The following is a 14,706-nucleotide window of genomic DNA, read 5'->3' as shown; positions in this document are numbered from 1 at the left end:
GTATTTGCCAACTTAGGAAAATATTTATATGATAGCCGCCATTGGAAGCGTGGCAGAGCGGTTTAATGCACCGGTCTTGAAAACCGACGAGGGTGTGAGTCCTCCGTGAGTTCGAATCTCACCGCTTCCGCCAAATATTTAAATAAGCCCTTGTTTTTGCAAGGGCTTATTTTTTGTCTATAATTTTTACTGAATAGTCACCACATCAACTTTCGGATGCTAAGAGTAAAAACAAGATAATTTAGGATCGGAAAAAAGTATAAAAAGTTAATAATTCTAAATTCATGTATGGCTGGGGAAATAGTTTTTAAATACATAAAAAAGAGGGCTTAGGAATGAACCTTCAGATGAAAATAAAGCGATTATGGGGTTAAATATTTCCAGTGTATTCTTTATACAAATCAGTAATAGAATTGCCTTTATAGCGATAAAAACCAAGTGGCTCATGTCCTTGTTTAATAAATTGTAACCATGTCTTTAGAGCGATACTTTGTCTATCGGGCTTTATTGCATAAAGCGGTCTGTATTGGGACTTATTTGGTCATCTAATTTCTAGAAGAATCAGTCTGCCCCTAAAATCTAGTGCATAAGTAATATGTCTTTTTATAGTCAAGTTATGTTCAATGGTAGAAATCTTTCGATTGAGTTGAAATAGTGAATGCCGTCATTTTTTAATAAAATACATGTAAAATTACATTTAAAAATACTGATACCAAATTGTAAAAATAATAATTAAGGTGTATTGTTTTTAAACTGAGTTGCGTTAAAATCATCCCAAAGGATGAGTTTATGAATAATAATCAGCGATAAACTTCATGTAAAAGAACATCAATATGGATATGAGTCAGATGAATAGCAACATGTTGTTAAATGGTGAAACGGTTGTCGGTCAGGGTGAAGCTTTTGCAGTGTTAAATCCTGCAACAGAGCAAACCATTGTCGAGATTAATAGTGCAACCGCTGAACAAGTTGATCAAGCTGTACAGGCTGCGCGTGCTGCATTTAAAACATGGCAGCATGTGACTGATCGGACGATTAATGAAAGTTTTCTGAAAATTGCACAAGATATTCGCGCAGAAAGTAATGAAATTGCTCAGTTGATTACCACTGAACAGGGTAAACCATTGGCTTTGGCACAATTTGAAGTCGAAGCTGGTGCAAATTGGATTGAATACATTACCAGTTTGGAAGTACCCGTCGAAACCATTGCTGATCCGAGTGGTAAGACAATCAAGGTCTATAACCGCCCGTTGGGTGTTGTGGCTTCTATTACCCCTTGGAATTGGCCATTTATGATTGCAATTTGGCATTTCTTTCCTGCGCTGAAAACCAAAAATACCGTGGTGAACAAACCATCTGAATTTACCCCACTCAGTACGATTAAACTGGTTGAAATTATTAACCGTCATTTGCCAAAAGGTGTGTGTAATATTGTCTTAGGCAAAGGCGATGTGGGGCAGGCACTGAGTGAACATACAGATGTTGATAAAGTGACCTTCACAGGTTCAACGCGTACTGGTCAAAGTATTCTGAAACATTCAGTAAATACCTTAAAGAGTGTGGTGCTTGAACTGGGCGGCAATGATGTCGGGATTGTATTAGATGACGTCGATGTCGATGTTGCAGCCGAAAAAATCTTTGGTTCTGCATTCTTGAATATGGGACAAACCTGCGCTGCATTGAAGCGCTTATATGTACACGAAAATGTTTATGATGCGCTTACACAAAAACTAACTCAGATTGCCAATGCACAAGTAATTGGTAATGGATTAGATTCAACGACGACATTTGGTCCAATTCAAAATCATGTGCAATATAATAAAGTCAAAGGCATGATTGAGGATGCTGTGGCACAAGGCGGTCAGATTATCACTGAGGCGAAAAAAGTAAGTGAGCGTGGTTATTTTATTCCACCAACGCTAGTGACCAATGTCAAAGAAGGCATGCCTTTGGTAGATGAAGAACAGTTTGGTCCAGTCTTACCGATTATCAAGTTTAGTGATGTTGATAGTGTGATTGAACGTGCCAACAAGAGTATTTTTGGTTTAGGTGGTTCAGTTTGGAGCAAAGATTTAGATCGTGCACAAGAAATTGCCAGCAGACTGGAAACAGGTACGGTTTGGATTAATAGCCATTCAGATGTTTCACCCGCAGCCGAGTTTGGCGGCTGGAAAATGTCAGGTTTAGGTTACTCTTTTGGTTTAAGTGGCTTGTTATTGTTTACACATAAACAAGCCATTCATATTTCTCAATCATGAGAAAAATAGATCAACATGTGTGACTGATGAAAGAAACTCTAGGTTTTAATATAGTTATATATTGATTATATTAAAACCATAGAAAATATATTTTGAATATATATGGGTCATCTTATTTATTGGCAGGAAGCTAATAATATTGATCTAGAAATTAGATTAAATTTTCAAAAGGACTATGAAAATTTATGTTCAATCATAATTTTATTCAGCAATTTAGCCAGAATTTTATTTCTCAAATTCGGTATGTTGTACATATTGATGGTTTTTTGACTTATAAAATTGATAATATTCAACATGCTTATGATTTTGAGCAAGGTGGAATATCAAAAAGTGCAATTGATGAATATTTAAATGGAAAAATTGAATATGATCCTGTGAGCTTTCGGCATTTTTATCATGGTGATCAGAACATTGCACTTTTGGGGCAACATCAATCCAATGAAATATTTCTAAATTTTATGCAGCGCTGGCAAGTTGAAGATACTGCTGAATTTTTCTTCAGAAAGCGCGATGGACAACCGATCTTTGGTTTGAGTATTTTTAGAGAACAGGGTAAAGCTCAATTTAATCAGCAAGAAAAAAAGATATTTGAAGCCTTTCATCGTTTATCTATTGATCACTTTCATCATCATGTTGACATGATTAATAAAGATAAAATTATGGATCAATATCAATTAACAAAAAAAGAAATTGTAGTTTTAGAGGAATTATTTACAAATTTGGAAGCCGTTCAAATTTCCCAAAAACTCAATTGTAGCTTGTCGACCATAAAAACACATGTGCAGCATATTTATCAGAAATTAAATGTAAATAGTCGACAGGAATTGGTGTGTAAATTGATCAGATAATCCATTTCTCAATTTTAATATTCTATCTTCAGGCTGATTTTATAATAAATTTTTCTTTGCCTATTATTTTATACATATCCTGCATTATTTCAGTCTATCGTATTCATAACTGTAAAGTATGTGATTGGACTGTTTGCTCTCTTATCACACTTGGCATATTCATTGCTTAATTTATCCTATCTGGTCAGACCAGTCTGACAATGTGTTGATATGGAGCGATGATGGATTTAGAGCAATTTAATCAGTTAACTGCCGAGCAAAGTAAAGCGCTACTACAGCCTTGTGTACATATATCGACCTGGGTGGATGCTGTGACTGAGCAGCGCCCATATGCCTCTAAAGATCAACTCTTTCAATATGCCGCTGAACAGGCAAGCGAGTGGGATTGGACTGAGATTGCAGAAGCATTGGCACAACATCCACGCATTGGTGAACGTCAAGCCGCGGTAGAACTGAGCGATAAAGAACAGCATTTTTCTAAAAATGAACAGGCGCAGTTAGGTGACAGTCAGGTACTTCAGCAAGCCCTTTATCAAGGCAATTTGGCTTATGAGCACAAATTTGGACATATCTTTCTTATTCGTGCAGCAGGGCGTACGGGGCAAGAAATGCTCTCTGAATTGCAACGTCGTTTGCATCATAACACTCAACAAGAACAACAAGAAGTACAGCAACAACTGACGGAAATTGCGCTACTACGTCTAAAACAGGAAATTCAATAATGGCTGGAATTAGTACCCATATTTTAAATGCCTCTATAGGGCAGCCCGCACCTCAAGTTGTTGTCAAATTGCTTCGACAGTTTGAGCGCAGCATTGTGACGTTGGATGTTCAACAGACCGATCAGGATGGTCGAATTAAAGCTTTTCAGATAGATAAACTGGTCAAGGGCAATTATCAATTGGTGTTTGAAGTCGGCAGCTATTTTGAGCAGCAACACGTCCCCAGTTTTTATCCGAGAGTTTGCATTGACTTCACTGTTACAGATCAGCATCAGCACTATCATGTGCCGTTATTGATTAGCCCATTTTCTTATTCAACGTATCGCGGTAGTTAAATGTAGCCAAGACATATATCAATTTATTTTTCGAGGAATAATACATGCAGCACGAGCAGATTCATTCAGAGCAGTCACACGTCGCCCCAGAGCATCAGCATTTGGGGCTAAACAAAAATGTCATGTTTGGTTTACAGCATGTTTTAACTATGTATGGCGGCATTATTGCACCCCCCTTGATTATTGGGGCAGCAGCGGGCTTAGCACCTGCTGAAATTGGACTGTTGATTGCGGCAGCTTTGTTTGTAGGTGGTTTAGCAACAGTGTTACAAACCATCGGATTTAAATATTTTGGGGCAAAACTGCCGATTGTTCAGGGGGTATCTTTTGCAGGTGTTGCCACTATTTTAGCCATTTTAAGTACAGGTGGAGGCTTACCTACGGTCTATGGTGCGGTAATTGCTGCTTCACTGATTGGTTTGGCATTGACGCCTTTTTTTGCCAGGATTATTCGCTTTTTTCCACCGGTGGTTACGGGCTGTGTCATTACCATGATTGGGATTTCACTGACTCCAGTTGCGATTCGTTGGATTATGGGGGGAAATCCAAAAGCTGAAAATTGGGGAGACCCTGCTAATGTCGGCTTAGCAGCCTTAACTTTGGCTATTGTTTTGATTTTTAGTATGTTGCGTCAGGTTATTTTACGTCGTTTAGCCATTTTGATAGCGATTGTATTGGGCACAATTTTCGCGTGGGGGATGGGTTTTACAGATTTCAGTAAAGTCGCTTCTGGCCCTATCATGGCATTTCCTCATGTATTTCACTTTGGTTTGCCTGTATTTGAAGTGACCGCCATTTTATCGATGGTGATTGTGACTTTGGTGATTATGACCGAAACCACTGCGGATATTATTGCGATTGGTGAAATTGTGGGGACCAAAGTCGATGCACAACGTATAGGTGATGGATTACGCGCCGATATGTTATCCAGTGCCATTTCACCGTTGTTTGGTTCATTTTCACAAAGTGCTTTTGCACAAAATGTGGGTTTAGTTGCCATTACGGGGATTAAAAGTCGTTTTGTGGTGGCAACAGCAGGTGGAATTTTAATTTTACTGGGGCTACTTCCTATTGTTGGGCGTTTAATTGCTTCCATTCCAATGCCGGTATTGGGCGGAGCGGGTATTGTATTGTTTGGTACAGTGGCTGCGAGTGGTATTCGTACACTTTCAAAAGTCGATTATAGCGAGCAAAGCAATCTGATTATTGTGGCGACTTCACTGGCGATAGGCATGATTCCGATTGTGAATCAGGAGTTTTATGCACAGTTTCCAACTTGGGTGAAAACTTTATTGCATTCAGGTATCAGTTCGGCCTGTATTAGCGCAATTTTACTGAATTTATTATTCAACCATTTACCACGTACGCAAGCACCAGTCACGTTGAAATCAGTATCGAATAAGACTGAACAATCGACCTGATGCTGTGTTGGTAACAACGTAAATTTACTATTTTTTAATTGTCATTATTTAAAAGCTGCTTATTCATTTTTGAATAGGTTTGGGGGATTTTTGACTGTAAAAAGTCATTGAATCAATTTAGAAGATATACAAATCATTGTTTATTAATAATAAGTTAATTTTAAATACAATTCTTGGGGCATATATGAAACATTTTAAAATTCAATCGGCTATGTTCATGCTCGCAAGCACTGCTGCGATGCAAGTGTGGTCGGCAGACACCAGTTTGAATGGGCTACTGAATTTAAAACAAGACTGTCAGATTACCAATAATTCGGTCGGTTCACTCACTGAAGCATTGGGTTGTGGTGCTGTACATGGTGCAGTAAAGTCACTGTATTATTCGACCAATAATGCCTATTTTGTTGAAGGTCTTAACCAAGATACGGTTGCGATTGGAGGCTATGTCAAATATGAAACCGCTCCCTTTTATGGCGTACAGGCCGCCATTGGTTATGACTTACAACGCCGCGTAGATGAAAAAAATAAGCATCCAGAAGTGTCCGAGCTGAAAGATGATCGTGATGGTTTAGGGGAAGCATACATCACATGGAAAAATGATAAGGCGCGAGTGACCATTGGTAATCAGCGCCTCAATTTACCTTTTATGGGCGACTATGCGGATCGACGTGTATTGCTCAATCTGTACCAAGCGGCGGATGTCCAGATTGGCAATAACAAGGATTATTTACGTTTAACCAAAGTCAATAAATTCAAGAGTTATGGCGATGATGAGTTTACTGAAACGACTCGTCAAACTAGCAACATTGAGACGGATGGCGTCTGGTCGATTGGATTGGGCAAAGCCTTTGCCTTTGATGAACAAAAACAGTTGAAAACTCAATTGTGGTATCAACATTATGATGATTATACAGATTTAATTTATACCCAAGCTGATTTTGCTTTACCGCTATGGAAAACCTCACCTGAATTTTCGGTGCAATATATCAATGGACGCGAGCAGGGCAAGGCTTTGGCAGGGGAGGTGAACAGTCATATCTTTGGGGTACAGGCGGCTTTAACCGTGGTACCGAAAGCGACGTTAAAACTGGCGTATGATTATATTAAACCTGATCAGGACAGCTACTTGAACGGTGCATTATTGACACCGTATGCCACAAAAACCTCTTCAGGTGAAATTTTTGCACAGCCATTTTTTACCAGTACGCAGGATTTAGGCGCAGGTAATGCATTGATGGCATCCCTAGAGGGTAAACTCACGGATCAAATGATTGCAGGTGTACGTTATTCATTTATGGATTTAAAAGAAGATGAGCGTCTGAAAAGTCGTAATCAATCTGAATATATGTTGTTTGGCATCTATAATTTTACAGGTGTACTCAAAGGGTTAAGTGTGAGTAACTTTGCGGGCATTCAAACTTCGCCACGTTATCACAAGGATTTTTTACAAAACCGTTTTGCCATTTCCTATAAATTTTAAGAGTTGACATTAAAACAGCATTTTTGCTGAAACAAGAATGCTGTTTATACGTCTCTTGCTCAGCTCTAAATGCATTGGATATTCAAAGAAAGATATAAAGATGTAGTGCTTTTGGGGGATTTAGCTTAAACGACTGAGATATATCGTATTTTTATTATTGATTCAAATATAAGGTGTTAAAGTAAAAATTAACACGATATAGAATACTTTAACCGTCTATGTGCTGTACAAGTATGTTCAGGGATTCATGATACAAAGCTAATCTCCATTATCCACATGCATTTAAAGCAGACTTAAATTCATGATTATATTTAATGGCGTCTACTGTCTAATCATCTGCATTATCTAATTCAATCTTTGCCTTGAACACGCATCTCGAATTGATCTAGATCTATGCGAACATATTCATCAAATTGTTCTTGTATTAAAGACGCAGCTTGAGCCCAAGTTGTAAGCAATAAACCTCAACTGAAAGTATAAAATTTGATTTCATCAGTTTTTATAATATTGAAGCAAATTGAATAGAGCATTCGGCTTTACAGCGATTCTAAGTTATTTGCGCTTGGTCGCGTACAATGCTTTATGTTTTTTTTTAATTGTACTGCCATGTTACACAGCTTCAGAATGAGCAGGGTATTGGCATGTGATTTGGCTTTTATCAGATGCGGCTTTGACTGTACTGTATCGATTGAATACATGATTCATCATAATGCCAGCTCTTGTTGGTAAAACGCTGCATATTTAGTCCAATATTTCGGCATCTAAAAGGTCATTTGCTGGATGAAGGTTTTTTAGCTCTTTTAATCTTCTTTACTTTCCTTTTGGATTTTAATGTTATGCCTATAGGCATAAAAAAGCCCCAGTTGAGGGGCGTTAAGTCTATGTATCTGTTTAGTCTAAAGGATTACCAACAATATTGCTGATAATGCCTTGCATGATGTGTGTGCCTTGTTCTTGATACAGCGATTGATACCATTCTTCGGTCAGTTGACGATCTTTCATGTGGGTCACATCACAGCGTTTACGCGCTCGTAACACCATTTCACGGGTGCGTTGATTACGTTTGTTTTGATAGCGATTCAGTGCATCTTCCAGTCCAAAGGTATTGATTTGTAAGGCACGTGCCAAATAAATCGCATCTTCCATGGCTTGGCAACCGCCTTGTCCAATATCGGGCGTGGTGCTGTGTGCCGCATCACCCAGTAAAACGACACGTCCTTTGTAAAAAGTCATGAAGGGTTCAATATCATGAATTTCGACACGATTGGTTTTCTGCTCATCTAGATGTTCAATTAATTGCTGTACAGGTTCACACCAGTCCTTAAAGTATTGTTTTAAGCATGTTTTATATTGATCACGCTGATTGCTTAGTCCTGCTTCAAGGGGAACATCGAAAAAGAAGTAGAAGCGGTTATTGGCAACAGGCATCAGCGAGACGCGTTTACCTTCACCAATAAAGGTCGTCCATTGTTGTGCTGGAGCCAATCCTTCATCAATCTCGACCAAGCCATTCCAGTTCACATAGCCTGCATAGCGACGTTCCACGCTGTGACCGAGCACATATTGACGGGTCAGAGAGTGTGTGCCATCTGCCCCAATCAGTAAATCGGCTTCGACCATTGAAGCATCGTGAAATTGAATGCTGACATGAGATGCGTGTTGTTCAATACCGATCATTTTCTTATTTAACTGAATATCTTGCAGACCAAAATGTTGCATCAACAAATTTTGTAAATCGGCACGTGCTACAGGATAGGCTTTTTGCCCCACTTCTTTATACAGTGGGGTCAGACTAAATTGCGTCATGGTTTGCTGATTTAAACCATCGACATACGCCAGTGATTCCATTTCCCCACCCAAGGCTTGAATCTCATGGGTTAAACCCAGATAGTTCAGGCACTTGACCCCATTTGACCATAGTGAAATGGCGGCACCGACAGGTAAAATTTCTGTGGCTTGCTCGTAAATGGTAACTTGATGTCCAAATTTTTTTAATGCGATACCTGCGGTTAAACCGCCCATACCTGCACCGATAATTGCAATCTTCATCGATGAGAACCTTATAGATTTGTTTAAAATATGAAATGTATAAGGAGGATTAAGCGAGAACTGTGCCAATTTTATAAGACTGGTTTTACTGGTATGACCAGTATTTGTGCTTCATCAAGCAGCATAAAAAAGGAGGTTGTTTCTTGTTGTTTTGCACTGTGGGCGAAAGTGGTGCAGGGTTGGAAAAATTTGGCACTGAACGGATGTTTTAAAATATAAACTTAAACACTACGGACGTGTATAGATGATGATCTGCAATGTTTTGACGTTCAGGACTAATTTTAATTGGGGATAAATATTGCCGAGCACATTTAAGCTGAACTAGAGCAATGAGGTTTTACTTAAATGGGAAAATCAGTTCAAATCAAAGTATTTTACCGAGCCGAACCTGAGCATTCAGCAAAGGTCTGGAGTCATCGAATTAATTCAAGACGTGATGTCTAGAAAAATAAACCCCCGCACGCTGTGCCGCCCCAATAATGTGCGCTTGCATGGCTTTTTCTGCGGCTAACGAATCTTGTAAACACATTGCTTTTAAGATAGCTTCATGTTCTTGTACGGTTTTAAAGGCCAAATTGGGTTGTAAAAACGGTAAAATTTGACTCTTTTTAGTCCATTCTGTATGCATTTTAAGTGTTTGAATAATCGATTGATTATGGCTTAAATCAATAATGTGTTGATGAAAGGCATAGTCATATTCAGATGCCGCTTGCCAGTCTTGTTGCTGAATGGCATGGGTCAATTGCTCATGATATTGCTGGAGTAAGGTTTTATCTTCAGGGCTTAAATATTCACAGGCCAAGAGGGCAGAAAAGCTTTCCAAGACATAACGCAATTGATAAAAGTCTTTTAAGGAAACACGGTGTTCGCCATCCCATTGTTCAGCGGCTTGGCTGTGTTGCGAAATGACATAGACGCCTTTACCCGCTTTAATTTCAAGTAAACCTAAAGCCGCCAGCCGCGTGACCGCTTCGCGTAAAGAAGCTCGACTGATGCCCAGTTGCAGTGCCAACTCGCGCTGCGAGGGCAGAACAGAACCGACATCATAAATCCCTTGCTGAATGCGTTGATGAATCACTTCTACAGCTTGCTCAGTCACCTGAGATGATTTTCCCTTGAGTATTGCTTGTGACTTCATAATAGCTGCTGCATCCTAATCAAAACGAACAACTTGATTCTACACAAAAAAAATAAAAGGTTTTATTTTTAGCATAAAAATAAGCAAGATTTTTATAACAGGTCAGACCAGTTGGACTGGATTTTGCATAATCTTAAGCAATCAGAATTTTAGGAATGAGCCATGACGGTGCATATTGCCAAAGCTGTAGATTTACCCAAATATTTGAACGGTCTGACCAACTTAGCCGGTGTAGATATTGGTGCCAGTATTGTGTCTTGTTCGGATCAGTTCTTTGCCGCAGCAGAACGCATGTTGCAAACTGAACCCGCACAATTCATCGATGGTAAATATGACGACAATGGTAAATGGATGGATGGTTGGGAAACACGACGTAAACGTGAAGCAGGCTATGACTGGTGTATTGTGCGTTTAGGTGTTACAGGCATGGTTTCAGGTTTCGATATTGATACCTCGTTCTTTACTGGAAATTATCCTGCATCAGCATCCATAGAAGGTTGTTATGCGGCAGATGATCAGTTGGATCAGGTTGAGTGGTTGCCTCTACTGAATAATTCGGTACTGTCACCCGATCAACATCATTTTTTTCAGTGTGAGTCTCAGAAAGTCACACATATTCGCATCAATATTTTCCCAGATGGTGGCATTGCTCGTTTAAGAGTTTATGGTCAGGTGGTTTTGGAAAATATCAAGACAGATCAGGTGTTGGATTTGATTGGGCTTAAAAATGGTGGGCGTATTGTGGCGTTTAGTGACGCGCATTTTGGTCATCCCAATCATTTAATTAAGCCTAATGCGGGTCTAAATATGGGGGATGGTTGGGAAACCAAACGACGCCGTGCACCTGGCTTTGACTGGTGTATTATTGCCTTGGGTCAAGCAGGACATGTCGAGCAGATTGAAGTTGATACTGTATTTTTTAAGGGAAATTTTCCTGCTTTTTGCTCTATTCAAGCGGCGTATGTAGAAAATGCCACGGATGCTCAGCTTATTCCGCAAAGTATGTTCTGGTCATTTTTGCTTGAGCAACAACCTTTAGGCATGGACCACAAACACGGCTATAACAGCGAAATTTTGCCCCATCATAAGGTGAATTATATTCGCGTCAATATGATTCCGGATGGGGGGATTAGTCGTATTCGCCTCTGGGGAAAAATGTCAGAACAATAACAATAGCTACAGGTTCAGCCTCTTTTTTATTAGATGCTGAATTCGAAGAATGAACAGTGTAGGAAGAGCCATGCCTGAACAAGCCATTATGATTCAGCCCTTAACACGAGAAAATTTTGCGCCTTTTGGTGATGTGATTGAAACCCAAGGGCGAGATCAGTTTGCTATAAATCAGGGTTTAACTCAGCGCTTTCATGCACTGTCTTTGCCCCAAGTGAGTGACGAAAATGGGGCAGTCGGGGTGAGCATTTTTCATAACCTAACCGCAATCAGAGTTCCTTTTCAAATTGAAATGCTCGAACGCCATCCTCTAGGTTCGCAATCTTTTGTGCCTTTAGCGGGACAGAAGTTTATGGTTGTCGTGGCTTTGCCACTGAATGATGAACAGCCAAATGAGCAGCAAATTTTTGCATTTCTAAGCAACGGTCAGCAGGGTGTGACCTATCATCAAGGGGTTTGGCATCATCCATTAATTACCTTGGAAGCTGAAAGTGACTTTTTGGTGATTGATCGGATTGGTGACGGTCATAATTGTGATGTGTATAAGTTTTCACAACCAGTTTGGATTTTAGAAGCTCAGACACAGCCAGAGCTACTTCCGCTCTGACTGTGGGGGTGTTTTAGTATTTCCCTTTAAAGTTGGCACTAATGCGTTGTTTTAAATATTCACGTGCAGTAATGGCAGAATATTTATGCGCTGGGCTCTCAATCACAACATCTTCATTGGCTTGGCAGAAAAAAGCCAAACTATAACGTGCCCCTTGATATTCAGCTGTTTCAGGGTTTTTCACACGATGAAAGTTAGAGGGCAGTTGATCATCACTCCAACGCATCAGCATATCGCCAATGTTGCAGGTAATTACATCATCGCGTGGCTGAATACTGGTCCATTGTTGTTGTTCCATGTCTTTACCCGGACAGACTTGCAGCCCGCCTTGCCCTTTACGTTGAAACAATAAAGTTAAACAATCAAAGTCGGTATGTGCGCCTGCACGCCATAATCCCAATTGGTCTTTTAGCGCAGGGTCTACCGCATAGTAGTGCAACATACGCAGGGTACTTTGATAGGTTTCTTGTTCTGGATTATGTGCATGGGTAAAGAAGTCATCGGCAAAGCCCAGTTTATAGGCAAAGCAAGATAAAAGTTTCATGCCGACTTCCCAACACGCATGTTCAAACTCCAACATGGTCTGTTTAAAATAAGGTAATTCTTGCGCTGAAGGATACAAGCCAGTCATGCGTGGGCGAGTGATTTGATAAGATTCTTTCTGGTCTGGCGTGTGGGTAGAAGGGCGAATCTGAGCCTTACTTTCCCAACCTGCATTACGGTTCAATGGATATTGGGCTTTGACCTGTTCAGGCAATTTAAAAAATTGCTCGGTCATGGCAAACGCAGCATGAATTTGATCAAGTGGAATACCATGATGTGACACTTGGAAAAAGCCAATATCAGTTGCTGCAAGCCATAGCTCATCGGCAATTTGGTATTTACGTTGTTCAAAATCAGACAAATCAATCACACGAACTTCACGCTCAAAGGTTTCTTCACCAAAGGCGCCCATACGCGCTTCTTTTTTTAACTCGTCTAAGCTGTAATCATTTTCTGCCAGTTGGTTCATGCTTACACTGTTCATCTCTTTACCTCAAATTTTGGATATACATGACCCAATCTTGCTGTAGATCAGAGATCGGATCATTTTGGTCAAAAAGAGTCACATATTCTTAACGCCTAAGAATATGGACATATTTCTGAGCAATGACCCACAAAGATGATGAAAAGAATAATCTTTGCTGAACGCTTCTACTCTGCTTGAAGATAAGCATTTTTTATACCAATGTGATGACGGATGCAAAAATAGAAATAACGAAGTACAGCAATGCTATTTTTTGGGGCTAATTCGCATAACTATTGGGTTATTTTTCTGAATCATTTTTGCACAATGTGCTGCTATAAATTGGTGCATTCATGCATGCGTTGGGATGTGATGGTTTAGATGGATGGCTATTTTTGTTTAAACTGATCTGCGAAGAAATCGAAAACAACATATTTTGAAAATTAAAAGCATGAAAAAGATTAAAAAAATAGAACTGGCACAGAGCTTGCTAAATCTAGTCTGAGTATAAGCGGTTAGTGTGTAGTTTACACATGGGACATTGCTCTACAGCGTTGGCTGTTCCTCTTTAGGGGACAAAGTTAAGTCTGACTTGGCTTTGAGAGTAAATATATCTGAAAAATTTACCCCTAAAAAGAATAGCAAAAATGAGTTCATGCATATATTAGGGGTATTACTTATGAAAATTCATCACCGTGTAGGCAAAGGTCGTTTCTCTCTCCTTGTTGGTGCTTTATTTTTAACTTCATTTACACATGCCGCAGATAAATTGGTGCTACAAACCACGTGGTATGCACAAGCGGAACAAGGTGGCTATTACCAAGCACTGGCGCAAGGTATTTATAAAAAATATGGTTTAGATGTAGAGATTAAAATTGGTGGTCCACAAGTTAATAATATGACGCTGCTGTTGTCTAAACGTGCTGACATTATTATTAACTATGACCTACAAGTGCTGAAGGGCATGGAAAGCAAGTTTCCCATTAAAGCTATTGCTGCACCATTCCAGTTTGATCCGCAAGGCATGCTTATACATCGTGATGTGAAATCTCTGAGTGATTTAAAAGGCAAAACTGTTTTGGTGTCGACCAGTGGACAGGCCAGTTGGTGGCCGTGGTTAAAAACCAAATATCAATTAGATGCTTCGCAAGCTCGCCCGTACACCTTCAACATGCAGCCTTTCCTTGCGGGTAAAAATGTTGCACAACAAGCCTATGCAACGTCTGAAGTTTTCCAAGCCAAAAAAGTAGAACCATCGAGTAAATTTTTCTTATTCGCAGATGCGGGTTATCCAGCTTATGGCGGTATTTTGGTGACCCGTAACGATGTTATTCAGACTAAGCCAGAAGTGCTACAACGTTTTGTTAAAGCATCGATGGAAGGTTGGAAAAACTATTTAGCAGATCCAAGACTGGGCAATGCCATCATTAAAAAAGAAAATCCAAACATGCAGGATGATTTATTGGCTTTTGCTGTAGGACAAATGAAAAAATTACATTTAATTGATGGCGGCGATGCCAAAACTAAAGGTCTTGGTGTCATGACCGATGCTCGTTGGAAAGCCACGCGCGACTTTATGGTCGGTGCTGGATTGCTGGATGCGAAGGTGAATTGGAAAGCAGCCTATACCACTCAGTTTGTGAGTCCTGTGAAAAAATAACGTAAAGCAAAG

12 protein-coding genes and 1 tRNA gene are annotated in these 14,706 nt (G+C 39.7%); 10 read left to right on the top strand and 3 right to left on the bottom strand.

What is annotated here, in order from left to right; genetic code table 11:
- Nucleotides 1-43: 43 nt before the first annotated feature.
- From E0H82_RS16445 to E0H82_RS16415, 7 genes are all read left to right on the top strand, one after another.
- A tRNA-Ser gene (locus E0H82_RS16445) sits at nt 44-133 on the top strand.
- Nucleotides 134-848: 715 nt separating this feature from the next.
- Entirely contained in the window at nt 849-2,258 is a 1,410-nt protein-coding gene (locus E0H82_RS16440) for an aldehyde dehydrogenase family protein (RefSeq protein ID WP_131265785.1), read from the top strand.
- Nucleotides 2,259-2,524: 266 nt separating this feature from the next.
- Nucleotides 2,525-3,106 (top strand): helix-turn-helix transcriptional regulator, encoded by a 582-nt coding sequence (locus tag E0H82_RS16435; protein WP_228258675.1) that lies wholly within the window; start codon nt 2,525-2,527, stop codon nt 3,104-3,106.
- Between the two features lie 221 nt (nt 3,107-3,327).
- Nucleotides 3,328-3,828, top strand: coding sequence for a 2-oxo-4-hydroxy-4-carboxy-5-ureidoimidazoline decarboxylase (gene uraD / locus E0H82_RS16430; RefSeq protein WP_131265776.1), 501 nt, complete (start codon nt 3,328-3,330; stop codon nt 3,826-3,828).
- Nucleotides 3,828-4,163: a hydroxyisourate hydrolase gene (gene uraH, locus E0H82_RS16425; RefSeq protein ID WP_131265775.1), complete on the top strand. Its 336-nt coding sequence runs from the start codon at nt 3,828-3,830 to the stop codon at nt 4,161-4,163. The genes uraD and uraH overlap by 1 nt, the downstream gene beginning before the upstream one ends.
- A gap of 44 nt (nt 4,164-4,207) precedes the next feature.
- Nucleotides 4,208-5,584, top strand: coding sequence for a nucleobase:cation symporter-2 family protein (locus E0H82_RS16420; protein ID WP_131265774.1), 1,377 nt, complete (start codon nt 4,208-4,210; stop codon nt 5,582-5,584).
- A gap of 184 nt (nt 5,585-5,768) precedes the next feature.
- Nucleotides 5,769-7,064: a hypothetical protein gene (locus tag E0H82_RS16415; RefSeq protein WP_131265773.1), complete on the top strand. Its 1,296-nt coding sequence runs from the start codon at nt 5,769-5,771 to the stop codon at nt 7,062-7,064.
- Nucleotides 7,065-7,955: 891 nt separating this feature from the next.
- Here E0H82_RS16415 and hpxO read toward each other — a convergent pair.
- Complete coding sequence (gene hpxO / locus E0H82_RS16410; RefSeq protein ID WP_131265772.1) at nt 7,956-9,113, bottom strand: FAD-dependent urate hydroxylase HpxO; 1,158 nt, start codon at nt 9,111-9,113, stop codon at nt 7,956-7,958.
- A gap of 421 nt (nt 9,114-9,534) precedes the next feature.
- On the bottom strand, nt 9,535-10,251 hold the full coding sequence (locus E0H82_RS16405; RefSeq protein ID WP_131265771.1) for a FadR/GntR family transcriptional regulator: 717 nt from the start codon (nt 10,249-10,251) through the stop codon (nt 9,535-9,537).
- Between the two features lie 162 nt (nt 10,252-10,413).
- On the opposite strand from E0H82_RS16405, the gene alc reads away from it, so the two are divergent.
- Both alc and E0H82_RS16395 read left to right on the top strand, forming a co-directional pair.
- Nucleotides 10,414-11,421, top strand: a complete 1,008-nt coding sequence (gene alc / locus E0H82_RS16400; protein ID WP_131265770.1) for an allantoicase — start codon at nt 10,414-10,416, stop codon at nt 11,419-11,421.
- Nucleotides 11,422-11,491: 70 nt separating this feature from the next.
- Entirely contained in the window at nt 11,492-12,028 is a 537-nt protein-coding gene (locus E0H82_RS16395; protein ID WP_131265769.1) for an ureidoglycolate lyase, read from the top strand.
- Nucleotides 12,029-12,041: 13 nt separating this feature from the next.
- Here E0H82_RS16395 and E0H82_RS16390 read toward each other — a convergent pair whose 3' ends face one another.
- Nucleotides 12,042-13,055: an isopenicillin N synthase family dioxygenase gene (locus E0H82_RS16390; protein ID WP_131265768.1), complete on the bottom strand. Its 1,014-nt coding sequence runs from the start codon at nt 13,053-13,055 to the stop codon at nt 12,042-12,044.
- Between the two features lie 658 nt (nt 13,056-13,713).
- Here E0H82_RS16390 and E0H82_RS16385 point away from each other — a divergent pair.
- The gene (locus E0H82_RS16385; protein ID WP_131265767.1) at nt 13,714-14,694 is read left to right on the top strand and encodes an ABC transporter substrate-binding protein; all 981 of its coding nucleotides are present in this window, start codon (nt 13,714-13,716) and stop codon (nt 14,692-14,694) included.
- Nucleotides 14,695-14,706: the final 12 nt, after the last annotated feature.

The sequence above is a fragment of the Acinetobacter sp. ANC 4910 genome (assembly GCF_004331035.1).
GTDB lineage: Bacteria > Pseudomonadota > Gammaproteobacteria > Pseudomonadales > Moraxellaceae > Acinetobacter.
This window is presented reverse-complemented; position numbering and strand designations above follow the sequence as displayed.

Coding starts and splice junctions, on each gene's coding strand:
- E0H82_RS16385 (WP_131265767.1), top strand. CDS start 13,714: ATGAAAATTCATCACCGTGTAGGCAAAGGTCGTTTCTCTCTCCTTGTT.
- uraH (WP_131265775.1), top strand. CDS start 3,828: ATGGCTGGAATTAGTACCCATATTTTAAATGCCTCTATAGGGCAGCCC.
- hpxO (WP_131265772.1), bottom strand. CDS start 9,113: ATGAAGATTGCAATTATCGGTGCAGGTATGGGCGGTTTAACCGCAGGT.
- E0H82_RS16395 (WP_131265769.1), top strand. CDS start 11,492: ATGCCTGAACAAGCCATTATGATTCAGCCCTTAACACGAGAAAATTTT.
- E0H82_RS16405 (WP_131265771.1), bottom strand. CDS start 10,251: ATGAAGTCACAAGCAATACTCAAGGGAAAATCATCTCAGGTGACTGAG.
- uraD (WP_131265776.1), top strand. CDS start 3,328: ATGGATTTAGAGCAATTTAATCAGTTAACTGCCGAGCAAAGTAAAGCG.
- alc (WP_131265770.1), top strand. CDS start 10,414: ATGACGGTGCATATTGCCAAAGCTGTAGATTTACCCAAATATTTGAAC.
- E0H82_RS16440 (WP_131265785.1), top strand. CDS start 849: ATGAATAGCAACATGTTGTTAAATGGTGAAACGGTTGTCGGTCAGGGT.
- E0H82_RS16420 (WP_131265774.1), top strand. CDS start 4,208: ATGCAGCACGAGCAGATTCATTCAGAGCAGTCACACGTCGCCCCAGAG.
- E0H82_RS16415 (WP_131265773.1), top strand. CDS start 5,769: ATGAAACATTTTAAAATTCAATCGGCTATGTTCATGCTCGCAAGCACT.
- E0H82_RS16390 (WP_131265768.1), bottom strand. CDS start 13,055: ATGAACAGTGTAAGCATGAACCAACTGGCAGAAAATGATTACAGCTTA.